At 63.1% G+C, this 14,185-nt stretch carries 2 protein-coding genes; both read left to right on the top strand.

Annotation, left to right across the window (positions count from 1 at the left end):
- The first annotated feature begins 118 nt into the window (after positions 1-118).
- Entirely contained in the window at positions 119-13,117 is a 12,999-nt protein-coding gene (locus M5G20_RS27220; protein WP_273921737.1) for a non-ribosomal peptide synthetase, read from the top strand.
- A gap of 207 nt (positions 13,118-13,324) precedes the next feature.
- Positions 13,325-14,140 (top strand): alpha/beta fold hydrolase, encoded by an 816-nt coding sequence (locus tag M5G20_RS27225; RefSeq protein WP_273921738.1) that lies wholly within the window; start codon positions 13,325-13,327, stop codon positions 14,138-14,140.
- Positions 14,141-14,185 lie beyond the last annotated feature (45 nt).

Consider the following 14,185-nt stretch of genomic DNA (forward strand, 5'->3'; position numbering starts at 1 on the left):
ACAACCGTATTCCCAATGCCTTGCGCGGTCGGCAAAGACCGCGCCCTGCGCGCCCTCGAAGGGGCGTGACGTCAGAAAACCGATTCCATTTGCAAGCCGAATTCAGGCAGGAAACCTCATGACCGACGCGTTCGAACTCCCCAGCACACTGGTCCAAGCCCTTCAGCGCCGCGCAGCCCTGACGCCGGATCGTGTGGCCTTGCGTTTTCTCGCCGAAACCCGGGATCAGGCTGTGGTGCTCAGCTATCGCGAACTGGACCAGCGTGCGCGAACCATTGCCGGCGCGTTGCAGGCCGAGGCTGATTTGGGGGATCGCGCGGTGCTGCTGTTTCCCAGCGGCCCGGAATACGTCGCGGCGTTTTTCGGTTGCCTGTACGCCGGCGTAATCGCCGTGCCGGCTTATCCGCCAGAGTCGACGCGCCGTCATCATCAGGAGCGCCTGCTGTCGATCATCAGCGATGCAGAACCGCGCCTGTTGCTGACCAGCGCCGGTTTGCGTGATGCGTTGCTAGACATTGAAGGTGCGCCGCCGTTGTTGTGTGTCGATACCCTCGACAGCGCATTGGCCGAACGGTGGGTCGCGCCGGACCTGCAAGGCGATCACATCGCATTCCTGCAATACACCTCCGGCTCAACCGCGTTGCCCAAAGGCGTGCAAGTCAGCCACGGCAACCTGGTGGCCAATGAACGGCTGATTCGCCACGGTTTCGGCATCGACCTCAACCCCGACGACGTGATCGTCAGCTGGCTGCCGCTGTACCACGACATGGGCCTGATCGGCGGCTTGCTGCAACCGATTTTCAGCGGGGTGCCGTGCGTGTTGATGGCGCCGGCGTACTTCCTCGGCCGGCCGCTGCGCTGGCTCGAAGCGATCAGTGACTATGGCGGCACCATCAGCGGCGGGCCGGACTTTGCCTATCGGCTGTGCAGCGAGCGGGTCAGCGATTCGGCGCTGGAACGCCTCGACCTGAGCCGCTGGCGCGTGGCGTATTCCGGCTCCGAGCCGATCCGTCTCGACACCCTGGAGCGCTTCACCGAGAAGTTCGCCGGTTGCGGTTTCACGGACGACAGTTTCATGGCCTCTTATGGCCTGGCTGAAGCCACGCTGTTCGTCGCCGGCACACCGCGCGGCCAGGGCATCGGCAACCTGCGGGTGAACGATCAAGCGCTGACGCAGAACCGCGCCGAGCCGGGTGAGGGCAGCGCGATCATGAGCTGCGGCATCAGTCAGCCGGATCACGCGGTGCTGATTATCGACCCGGCGTCGCTCACTGAACTGGCCGACAACGCCGTCGGCGAAGTCTGGGCGGCCGGCCCGAGCATCGCCCGCGGTTACTGGCGCAACCCCGAAGCTTCGGCCAAGACGTTCGTCCAGCACGCCGGCCGCACCTGGCTGCGTACCGGTGACCTGGGTTTCATGCGTGGCGGTGAACTGTTCATCACCGGTCGCCTGAAAGACATGTTGATCGTGCGCGGCCACAACCTTTATCCACAGGACATCGAGCAGACCGTCGAGCGAGAAGTCGAGGTCGTGCGCAAAGGTCGCGTCGCGGCGTTCGCGGTCAGCGTGGACGGTCAGGAAGGCATCGGCATCGCCGCGGAAATCAGTCGCAGCGTGCAAAAAATCCTGCCGCCCGAAGCGCTGATCAAAGCGATTCGCCAGGCCGTTGCAGAAGCCTGTCAGGAAGCGCCAAGCGTGGTGGTGCTGCTCAATCCGGGCGCACTGCCCAAGACTTCCAGCGGCAAACTGCAGCGCTCGGCGTGCCGCAATCGCCTGGCGGATGGCAGCCTCGACAGTTACGCGGTGTTCCCGTCGGCAACCAGCGAAAGCGCAGGCACTGCCGAAACCGGCTCCGGGCTGCAAAGCCTGATCGGGCAAATCTGGTGCGAGCAGTTGCAGCTCAACGAGGTGGGCGCCGACGATCACTTCTTCCTGCTCGGCGGCAACTCCATTGCGGCGACACAGGTGGTGGCGCGTTTGCGCGAAGAGTCGGGCCTGGAGTTGAACCTGCGCCTGCTGTTCGAAGCGCCGACCCTCGGCGCATTCGCCGAGGTGGTGGCCCGTCAGCAAGAGGAGGGTGGGCTGGCCCAAGGGCCGATCACTGTGCTGTCGCGCCATCAACCGATGCCGCAATCCCTGGCACAAAACCGTTTGTGGATCACCTGGCAACTCGACCCGCTGAGCAGCGCCTACAACATTCCCGGTGCCTTGCGTTTGCGCGGTGAGCTGAATGAAGACGCGGTGCGCGCCAGTTTCCAGCAGTTGATCGAGCGTCACGAATCCCTTCGCACGCGGTTCTTCGAACGTGACGGCGTGGCCTTGCAACAGGTGGTTGCGGCTGACGAATTCAACCTGCAAGTGATCGATATCAGCGACCTTGCGCCCACCGAGCGTGAGGCGCGTGCGCAGCAAATCCGCGAAGATGAAGCGCGGACCCCGTTCGATCTGGAGAAAGGCCCGCTGTTCTGGGTGACGTTGCTGCGCCTTGATGACGAAGACCATCAACTGTTACTGACGATGCACCACATCATCGCCGACGGTTGGTCGCTGAACGTGTTGATCGACGAATTTGCTCGGTTGTACGCGGCGGCTTGCCAAGGGCAGCAGGCAACGCTCGCGCCTTTGCCCACTCAGTACGCCGACTACGGCAGTTGGCAGCGGCAATGGCTGGCGCAGGGCGAGGGCGAGCGGCAACTGGCTTATTGGAAAGACCGGTTGGGCGATGAGCATCCAAACTTGAGCCTGGCCACCGACCATCCGCGTTCGGCGCAACACCTGCGCAGCGCCGAACGCCACACCGTGCGCCTGGGCACCGCCCTCAGCGATGCCATTCGCCAGACCGCGCTGGCCCATCAATCGACCCCCTTCATGCTGCTGCTGGCCGCGTTCCAGACCCTGTTGCATCGCTACAGCGGCCAGCGTGACATCCGCATCGGCGTGCCGAACGCCAACCGTCCGCGCCTGGAAACCCAAGGCCTGATCGGCTTTTTCATCAACACTCAGGTGCTGCGCGCGCAAGTGGACTCACGGCAGCCATTCACTGACCTGCTGGCGCAAACCCGGCAGGCGGCATTGGGTGCGCAGGCGCACCAGGATTTGCCGTTCGAACAACTGCTTGAAGCCTTTGCGCAAGCCCGTGAACAAGGGCTGTTCCAGGTCATGTTCAACCATCAGCAGCGCGACCTCAGCGCCTTGAAACGCCTGCCGGGATTGCTCGCCGAAGAATTGCCGTGGCACAGCCGCGAAGCCAAGTTCGATTTGCAGTTGCACAGTGAAGAGGATCGCAACGGTCGCCTTAGTCTGTCTTTCGATTACGCCAGCGAGCTGTTCGAGGCGGCGACCATCGCGCGTCTGTCCGGGCACTTCAGCAACCTGTTGCAGGCCATTTGCGCGCAACCGCAAACCGCCATCGGCGACCTGCAAATGCTGACCGGCGCCGAACTCGATCAGCAAGCCGACTGGTCCGTCGCGCCCGGCGCGCCGGCCCAGCAGTGGCTGCCTGAACGGCTCAACGAACAGGCCCGTCAGACTCCGCAGCGCACTGCGCTGTTGTGGGAGGGCGGCCAGATGGACTTCGCCGAATTGCACACCCAGGCCAATCGCCTGGCCCATTACCTGCGCGACAAAGGTGTGGGGCCGGACGTTTGCGTAGCGATCGCGTGCGAGCGTTCGCCGCAACTGCTGATCGGCCTGTTGGCAATCATCAAGGCCGGTGGCGCTTATGTGCCGCTCGATCCGGATTACCCGGCCGAGCGTCTGGCCTACATGCTCAGCGACAGTGGCGTGGAATTGCTGCTGACGCAAAGCCAACTGCTGGAGCGTCTGCCGGCAACTGACGGCGTCAGCGTTATCGCCATGGATGCCCTGCATCTGGAGCGCTGGCCGAGTCACGCGCCGGGCCTTCACCTGCACGGCGACAACCTCGCCTATGTGATTTACACCTCCGGCTCCACCGGCCAACCGAAAGGGGTCGGCAACACCCACGCGGCCCTTGCCGAACGCCTGCAATGGATGCAAGACACCTATCGCCTGAACGACACCGATGTGCTGATGCAAAAAGCGCCGATCAGTTTCGACGTATCGGTGTGGGAGTGCTTCTGGCCGCTGATCACCGGTGCCCGCTTGCTGATCGCCGCCCCTGGTGAGCACCGCGATCCGCACCGCATCGCGCAACGGGTCCAGCAATATGGCGTGACCACGCTGCACTTCGTCCCGCCGCTGCTTTCGCTGTTCGTCGACGAACCTCTGACGACTGAATGCACCAGCCTGCGCCGGGTGTTCTGCGGTGGCGAAGCGTTGCCCGCCGAATTGCGCAACCGCGTGCTGGAGCAATTGCCGGCAGTGCAACTGCACAACCGCTACGGCCCGACCGAAACCGCGATCAACGTCACCCATTGGCACTGCACTCGCGCCGATGGCGAGCGCTCGCCGATTGGCCGGCCATTGAGCAACGTGATTTGCCGCGTGCTCGACAGCGAGCTCAACCCGGTTCCGGCTGGCGTGCCGGGTGAGTTGTGCATCAGCGGCATCGGTTTGGCGCGCGGTTATCTGGGCCGTCCGGGCCTGACCGCCGAACGCTTTGTGGTCGATCCGTCGGGCGAGCAGGGCGCGCGTCTGTATCGCACCGGTGACCGTGCGCGCTGGACCACCGATGGCGTGATTGAATACCTCGGCCGCCTCGATCAGCAGGTCAAGCTGCGCGGCTTCCGCGTCGAGCCGCAAGAAATCGAAGCGCGGCTGCTGGCCCAGGATGGTGTCGCTCAAGCCGTGGTATTGGTGCGCGAAACCTCAGCCGGGGGGCAACTGATCGGTTACTACACCACGACCGATTCCAGTGAATCCATCGACGCGCAAACCGCACGGCTGAAAACCACATTGGCGACGCAATTGCCGGAGTACATGGTCCCGGCACAGCTGATGCGGCTGGACGAAATGCCCCTTGGCCCGAGCGGCAAACTCGACCGTCGTGCCTTGCCGGAACCGCAGTGGCAGGTGCGCGAACACGTCGAACCGGTGACCGAACTGCAGCAACAGCTCGCCGGTATCTGGCGCGAAGTGCTGGGCCTGGCGCAAGTCGGTCTGCGCGACGACTTCTTTGCCCTCGGCGGCCACTCGCTGCTGGCCACGCAAATCATTTCCCGCACCCGCCAGGCCTGTGACGTCGAATTGCCGCTGCGTGCGCTGTTCGAGAACAGTGAGCTGGGCGCGTTCACCGAGCAGGTGCGCCTGATCCAGGCCAGCGGCAGAACCAACAAACAGCCGCCGATCGACAAAGTCGACCGCAGCCAACCGGTGCCGCTGTCCTATTCCCAGCAGCGCATGTGGTTCCTCTGGCAAATGGAGCCGCACAGCCCGGCCTACAACGTCGGCGGCATGGCGCGCCTGCGCGGGGTGCTGGATGTCGGGCGTTTCGAAGCCGCGTTGCAAGCGCTGATCCTGCGCCACGAAACCCTGCGCACCACGTTCCCGAGCGTCGATGGCGTGGCGCGTCAGCAGGTGCATGCCGAGACGGGTGTGCGCATGGACTGGAAGGATTTCACTGCGCTGGCAGCCGAAGTTCGCGAGTGGCAAGTCCAGCAACTGGCCGACGCTGAAGCGCACCAGCCGTTCGATCTGGAGAGCGGACCGCTGCTGCGCGCCTGCCTGGTCAAGACAGCCGAGCAGGAACATTACTTCGTGCTGACCCTGCACCACATCGTCACCGAAGGCTGGGCGATGGATATTTTTGCCCGCGAGTTGAGCGCGCTGTACGAAGCGTTCATCGATGACCGCGAGTCGCCGCTGGCGCCGCTGCCGGTGCAGTACCTCGACTACAGCGTGTGGCAGCGTCAGTGGCTGGAGTCCGGTGAGCGCCAGCGTCAGCTCGACTACTGGACCGGGCAACTGGGCCGTGAACATCCGCTGCTGGAATTGCCCGCCGACCGACCGCGTCCGCCGGTGCAAAGCCATCAAGGTGAGTTGTACCGTTTCGACCTGAGCGATGACCTCGCCGCACGGGTCCGCGCCTTCAACGCGCAAAACGGTTTGACCCTGTTCATGACCATGACCGCCGCCCTGGCCACGCTGTTGTACCGCTACAGCGGCCAGACCGATTTGCGCATCGGCGCACCAGTGGCCAACCGCATTCGTCCGGAAAGCGAAGGGCTGATCGGTGCATTCCTCAACACGCAGGTGCTGCGTTGCCAGCTCGACGGGCAGATGTCCGTGGGCGAGTTGTTCGAGCAGGTTCGCCACACGGTAATCGAAGGCCAGTCTCATCAAGACCTGCCGTTCGATCATCTGGTGGAGGCCTTGCAGCCGCCACGCAGTGCTGCTTACAACCCGCTGTTCCAGGTGATGTGCAACGTTCAGCGCTGGGAATTCCAGCAGAGCCGCACCTTGGCCGGCATGACCGTCGAGTACCTGGCCAACGATGCCCGTGCGACCAAGTTCGACCTTAACCTGGAAGTCACCGACCTCGACCATCGCCTCGGTTGCTGCCTGACCTACAGCACCGATCTGTTCGACGAACCGCGCATTGCGCGCATGGCCGGGCATTGGCGCAACGTGCTGGAAGCGTTGATTGCCGATCCGCAACAACGCCTCAGTGAATTGCCGCTGCTCGAAGCCGGCGAACAACGCCATCTGCTTGATAGCCTCGGTGTCGAAGCGGGTCAGCATCGCCTCGATCAGTGCATCCATCATCTGTTCAGCGAGCAGGCACTGGCGCGTCCCGATGCGCCGGCACTGACCTTCGCCGGGCAGACCCTCAGCTACGCCGAACTCGACCGCCGCGCCAATCGCCTCGCATGGATGCTGCGCGAACGCGGTGTCGGGCCGCAGGTTCGCGTGGGGCTGGCATTGCAGCGTTCGCTGGAAATGGTTGTCGGCTTGCTGGCGATCCTCAAGGCCGGCGGCGCCTATGTGCCGCTGGACCCGGAGTACCCACTCGATCGCTTGCACTACATGATCGAAGACAGCGGCGTCGGATTGCTCTTGAGCGATGCGGCGATGTTCAAGGCCCTCGGCGAATTGCCGTCGACGGTGGGCCGTTGGTGCGTCGAAGAGGACGCCGAAAAACTGGCCGATTACCCGGCCAGCGAACTGCCATTCATCAGCCTGCCGCAACATCAGGCGTACCTGATCTACACCTCGGGTTCCACCGGCAAGCCCAAAGGCGTGGTGGTGTCCCACGGCGAAATCGCCATGCACTGCCGCGCCGTGATCGAGCGTTTCGGCATGCGCCCGGACGATTGCGAACTGCACTTCTATTCGATCAACTTCGACGCCGCTACCGAACGCTTGCTGGTGCCGTTGTTGAGCGGTGCGCACGTGGTGCTGCGTGCGCAGGGCCAATGGGACGCCGAAGAAATCTGCGGCCTGATCCGCACTCATCACATCAACGTCCTCGGTTTCACCCCGAGTTACGGCAGCCAGTTGGCGCAATGGCTGGCGACCCGCAACGAGATCCTGCCGGTGCGCATGATCATCACCGGGGGGGAAGCGTTGACCGGCGAACACCTGTCGCGCATTCGCGCGGCGTTCACACCGAGCCTGTTCTTCAACGCCTACGGCCCGACCGAAACCGTGGTCATGCCGCTGGCCAGCCTGGCCCCGCAAGTCCTCGAGGAAGGCCTGGGCAGTGTGCCGATCGGCAGCGTCATTGGCGACCGCGTGGCGTACATCCTCGATGCCGACCTGGCGTTGGTGCCGCAAGGCGCGACCGGTGAGTTGTACGTCGGCGGTGCCGGCCTGGCCCAGGGTTATCACCAGCGTGCGGGCATGACCGCTGAACGCTTTGTGGCTGATCCGTTTGCCGACAACGGCGGGCGTATCTACCGCACCGGCGACCTGGTGCGTCAGCGGGCCGATGGCCTGGTGGAGTACCTCGGGCGTATTGACCACCAAGTGAAGATTCGTGGTTTCCGTATCGAGCTGGGGGAAATCGAAACCCGTTTGCTGGAACACGATTCGATCCGTGAAGCCGTGGTGTTGGCGCTGGATGCACCGAGCGGCAAGCAGCTGGTTGGCTATCTGGTGAGCGACGTCGCAGAAACTGGCGAAGCGCAACAGGCTGAACTGCGCGAGGCGCTCAAGACCCACCTCAAATCGCAACTGCCGGATTACATGGTACCCACGCACCTGATCCTGCTGGCCAGCATGCCGCTGACCGCCAACGGCAAACTCGATCGTCGCGCCTTGCCGGCACCGGACCCGGAGCTGAACCGCCAGCAATACGTCGCGCCGGGCAACGAGCTCGAAATCGCGCTGGCGCAGATCTGGTGCGAAGTCCTGAACGTCGCGCAGGTCGGTCTCAACGACAACTTCTTCGAACTGGGCGGCGACTCGATCCTGTCGATCCAGGTGGTCAGCCGCGCACGGCAGCAAGGCCTCCATTTCAGCCCGCGTGACCTGTTCCAGCACCAGACCGTGCAGACCCTCGCCGCCGTGGCGACCCGCACTGAACAGGTCAGCGCCGAGCAAGGTGTGCTCAGCGGCGAGTCGCGCCTGACGCCGATCCAGCACTGGTTCTTCGACACCGATATTCCACAGCGCCAACACTGGAACCAGGCGTTGTTGCTGCAACCGACGGCACCGCTGGAGCCTCATCGTCTGGAGCAGGCGCTGCTGGCGGTGATCGAACAGCACGACGCCTTGCGTTTGCGTTTCAGCAACGTGGCGGGCCAATGGCATGCCGAACATCAGGCGATTTCCGATGCGCCGGTGCTGTGGCCGGTGCGCGTTCCGTCGATGGACAAATGCGTCGCACTGTTCGCCGACGCCCAGCGCAGCCTGGACCTCGAACAGGGGCCGCTGATGCGCGTGCTGCTGGTCGATGGTCCCGAGGGCCAGCAGCGCTTGTTCATCGCGATTCACCACTTGGTGGTCGATGGCGTTTCCTGGCGCGTGCTGCTGGACGATCTGCAAACCGTGTACCGCCAACTCGATGCGCGGCAGTCGGTGAAACTGCCGGCGAAAACCAGCGCGTTCAAGGACTGGACCGCACGCTTGCACGCCTATGCCGGCAGCGAATCCCTGCGTGAAGAACTGAGCTGGTGGCAGGCGCAACTGGCTGGGCCGAGCGCCGAATTGCCGTGTGATCGTCCCGACGGTGGACGGCAAAACCGGCACGCGCAAACCGTCAGCGTACGCCTCGACCGCGAGCGAACCCGGCAGTTGCTGCAACAGGCGCCGAGCGCTTATCGCACCCAGGTCAACGACCTGCTGTTGACCGCACTGGCCCGTGTGCTGTGCCGATGGAGCGGTCACGCCTCGACGTTGATTCAACTGGAAGGTCATGGCCGCGAAGCACTGTTCGACGAGATCGACCTGACCCGCACCGTCGGCTGGTTCACCAGCGCTTACCCGTTGCGCCTGACGCCGACGAACATTGAAGAGGCCGCCGGGCAGGGCGCATCGATCAAAGCGATCAAGGAACAATTGCGCGCCGTGCCGCATAAAGGTCTGGGGTATGGCGTGCTGCGTTATCTCGCCGATGACCTGTGTCGCCAACGCATGGCCGGGTTGCCGGTGGCACCGGTCACCTTCAACTACCTGGGGCAGTTCGATCAGAGTTTCGGCGCCGATGCGCTGTTCCATCCGCTGGATGAAGCCATCGGCGCGGCCCACGATGCCAATGCACCGTTGCCCAACGAGTTGAGCGTCGACAGCCAGGTGTACGCGGGTGAACTGGTACTGCGCTGGACTTTCAGCGCCGAACGCCACGATCCCCAGACAATCAACGAGCTGGCAGACGCTTACCTTGGCGAGTTGCAAAGCCTGATCGAACATTGCCTGCGTGATGACGTCGGTGGCCTGACGCCGTCGGACTTCCCCTTGGCGCGGCTCAATCAGATGCAACTCGATGCGCTGCCGATCCCGGCGGCGGCGATCGAGGATGTCTACCCGCTGACCCCGATGCAGGAAGGCATGCTCCTGCACACCTTGCTGGAACCCGGCACGGGCCTGTATTACATGCAGGATCGCTATCGCATCAACAGCGAACTCGACCCGCAGCGTTTCGCCCAGGCCTGGCAAGCGGTCATCGCCCGTCACGAAGCGTTGCGCGCGTCGTTTTGCTGGAACATCGGCGAAGACATGTTGCAGGTTATCCACAAGCCGGGCAGGACGCCGATCGAGTACCTGGACTGGAGCCATATCGCCGAAGCCGAGCAGGAACCCAAGCTGCAAACCTTGCTCAAGACCGAGCGCGAGGCCGGCTTCGATCTGCTCAATCAGGCACCGTTCCACTTGCGCCTGATTCGTGTGGGCGCGGCGCGCTACTGGTTCATGATGAGCAACCATCACATCCTCATCGATGCCTGGTGCCGTTCGTTGTTGATGAACGATTTTTTCGAAATCTACAGCGCCCTCGGCGAGGGGCGGGACGCGCAACTGGCCGTGCCGCCGCGTTACCGCGATTACATCGGCTGGCTGCAACGCCAGAGCCTGGCCGAAGCGCGACAGTGGTGGAAAACCAACCTGCGGGGCTTCGAACGCACCACGCCGATCCCGAGTGATCGACCGTTCCTGCGTGAACACGCCGGCGACAGTGGCGGCATGATTGTCGGTGACCGCTATACCAGGCTCGACGCCTGTGACGGTGCACGACTGCGTGAGCTGGCCCAGGCCCATCAGCTGACCATCAACACTTTCGCCCAGGCGGCGTGGGCCATGGTGCTGCGCCGCCTGAGCGGTGATCGTGACGTGTTGTTCGGCGTCACGGTGGCCGGGCGACCGGTGGACATGCCACAGATGCAACGCACCGTTGGCCTGTTCATCAACAGCATCGCGTTGCGGGTGAAGATGCCGCAGGACGATCAGCGTTGCAGCGTGCGCCAGTGGCTCAGCGCTTTGCTCGACAGCAACATGCAACTGCGCGAGTACGAATACCTGCCGTTGGTGAACATCCAGGAACAAAGCGAACTGCCGAAGGGCCAGCCACTGTTCGACAGCCTGTTCGTGTTCGAAAACGCGCCAGTGGAAAGCTCGGTACTGGACCGCGCCCAAAGCCTGAACGCGACCTCCGATTCGGGCCGCACCCACACTAACTTCCCGCTGACGGCGGTGTGCTATCCGGGCGATGAGCTGGGCTTGCACCTGTCCTACGACCAGCGTTACTTCGATGAAAACACCGTCGAGCGCATGCTCGGTGAGTTCAAGCGTTTGCTGCTGGCGTTGCTCGAAGGTTTCCACGGCGACATGGCCGACTTGCCGTTGTTGGGTGCCGAGGAACAGGACTTCCTGATCCACGGCTGCAACCAGAGCGAGCATGCCTATGCGCTGGAGCAGAGTTACGTTGAATTGTTCGAAGCGCAGGTTGCCGCGCATCCACAGCGGATCGCCGCCAGTTGCCTCGCGCAGCAGCACAGCTACGCCGAATTGAATCAACGCAGTAACCGTCTCGGTCATGCGCTGAGAGCTGCCGGTGTCGGGCTGGATCAACCGGTGGCCTTGCTGGCCGAGCGCAACCTCGATCTGCTGGGCATGATCATCGGCAGCTTCAAGGCCGGGGCCGGTTATCTGCCGCTGGACCCGGGGCTGCCGAGCCAGCGCCTGAGTCGCATCATCGACCTGAGCCGTACGCCGTTGCTGGTCTGCACCCAGGGCTGCCGCGAGCAGGCGGTTGCGCTGCTGGACGAATTCGCCTGCGCCCATCGGCCTCGATTGCTGGTCTGGGAAGAGGTGCAGGCGAGTGGGGTGTCGAGCCATAACCCGGGGATCTACAGCGGCCCGGATAATCTGGCGTACGTGATCTACACATCCGGTTCCACCGGTTTGCCAAAGGGCGTGATGGTCGAACAGCGCGGCATGCTCAATAACCAGTTGAGCAAAGTGCCGTACCTGAACCTGAGCGACGCCGATGTGATCGCGCAGACCGCTTCGCAAAGCTTCGACATTTCGGTCTGGCAGTTCCTCGCCGCGCCGTTGTTCGGTGCGCGAGTGGACATCGTGCCGAACACCATCGCCCACGATCCGCAGGGCCTGCTGGCGCATGTTTCGAATCAGCGCATCAGCGTGCTGGAAAGCGTGCCGTCGCTGATCCAGGGCATGCTTGCCCAGGAACGCATGAGCCTCGACGGTTTGCGCTGGATGCTGCCGACCGGAGAAGCGATGCCGCCGGAACTGGCGCATCAGTGGTTGCAGCGTTACCCGGACATCGGCCTGGTGAATGCCTACGGTCCGGCGGAATGCTCGGACGACGTGGCGTTCTTCCGCGTCGATAGGGCCTCTACTCGCGGCAGCTACTTGCCGATTGGGATGCCGACCGACAACAACCGTTTGTACCTGCTCGACGGTGCCTTGGAACTGGTGCCGCTGGGTGCGGTGGGCGAGTTGTGCGTCGCCGGCACTGGCGTCGGGCGCGGTTACGTCAGTGATCCGCTGCGCACCGCACAGGTGTTCGTGCCCAACCCGTTTGGCGCGCCGGGTGATCGGTTGTATCGCACTGGCGACCTGGCCCGCCGTCGCAGCGATGGGGTGCTGGAATACGTCGGGCGCATCGATCATCAGGTGAAGATTCGCGGCTACCGTATCGAACTGGGTGAAATCGAAGCGCGCCTGCATGAACAGCCGGAAGTCCGCGATGCGGCGGTCGGTGTGCAGGAAGGCGTAAACGGCAAGCACCTTGTTGGTTATCTGGTCGCGGCGGATTCCACGCTCAATCCGGCTGAACGCCTGGCGCGCATCAAGCAGCGCCTGCGTGCCGAACTGCCGGAATACATGGTGCCGCTGCACTGGCTGTGGCTGGACAGGTTGCCGCTCAACGCCAACGGCAAACTGGACCGCAAAGCCTTGCCGACGCTGGAAATCGGCCCGCTGCAAAACCAGGACTTTGTAGCGCCGCGCAATGAACTGGAGCAGACCCTGGCAGATATCTGGGCCGAAGTGTTGAAAGTGGATAAGGTCGGTGTTCGCGACAACTTCTTCGAGTTGGGCGGGCATTCGCTGCTGGCCACGCAGATCGCCTCGCGGGTGCAGAAAACCCTGCAGCGGGATGTGCCGCTGCGGGCGATGTTCGAGTGCAGCACGGTTGAGGAACTGGCCGGGTACATCGACGGTTTGGCGGCCAGCGAGATTACCGGGGACAAGGCGGATCGGTTGAATGATCTGATGGCGGCGCTGGAGGGGCTTTGATTCTCTAGTGGTTGTAGCGGCCTCATCGCTGGCAAGCCAGTTCCCACAAGGTGCAATGGTGGACACTTAAAGTGTGAACAACATTGATCCCTGTGGGAGCTGGCCTGCCAGCGATGGCGGTTGTACAGACGCATACAATCGTGCAATTGACTACGCACCGTCAGCCGCTCAGTCTTCATGCTCCATTTTTCACGGCGGAGACACTTGATGCCTTTCGTAACGATAGACGGCCAACCCCTGCACTACATCGATCAAGGCACCGGCCCGGCAGTCCTGCTGGCCGGCAGTTATCTGTGGGACCAGGCCATGTGGGCGCCACAGATTGCCGCACTGTCGCAACAGTATCGAGTGATCGCGCTGGACCTGTGGGGCCACGGTGAATCGGGGCCACTGCCTGCAGGCACTGCATCGCTGGACGATGTGGCGCGCCAGGCCTTGGCGCTGCTCGATCATCTGGACATTGCCCGCGTGACGCTGATCGGCCTGTCGGTTGGCGGCATGTGGGGCGCGCGCCTGGCGTTGTCGGCACCGCAGCGGCTCAACGGGCTGGTGTTGATGGACACCTATGTCGGTGTCGAACCGGAGCCGACCCGCCAGTATTACTTCTCGCTGTTCAAGATGATCGAAGAAAGCGGTGTGATCGCGCCGCAACTGCTCGACATCGTGGTACCGATTTTCTTCCGCCCGGGGATTGATCCGCAGTCGGCGCTGTATCAGGACTTCCGTGGCAAACTCGCGGCATTAGCGCCGCAACGGCTGCGCGAAAGCATCGTGCCGATGGGGCGGATTACGTTTGCGCGCGATGATCTGTTGCCGCGCCTGGGTGAACTGGATGCGGCCAGTACGCTGGTGATTTGTGGTGACCAGGACAAGCCGCGTCCACCGTCGGAAGCCCGTGAGATGGCGGAGTTGATTGGTTGCCCGTGTGTGCTGGTACCGGAGGCGGGGCACATTTCCAATCTGGAAAATCCGCAGTTTGTGACTGCCGAACTGTTGAAGTTTATCGCTGCAAGAAATCATTGACCGTAACGACGCCGCGAGCAGGCTCGCTCCCACACTGGAATGCAT

Origin of the sequence: Pseudomonas sp. TNT2022 ID1044, assembly GCF_028656895.1 — a bacterium.
Lineage (GTDB): Bacteria > Pseudomonadota > Gammaproteobacteria > Pseudomonadales > Pseudomonadaceae > Aquipseudomonas > Aquipseudomonas reinekei.

What these genes read in the sequence shown, in the direction of transcription:
- M5G20_RS27220 (WP_273921737.1), top strand. Translation starts at nt 119, where the DNA reads ATGACCGACGCGTTCGAACTCCCCAGCACACTGGTCCAAGCCCTTCAG.
- M5G20_RS27225 (WP_273921738.1), top strand. Translation starts at nt 13,325, where the DNA reads ATGCCTTTCGTAACGATAGACGGCCAACCCCTGCACTACATCGATCAA.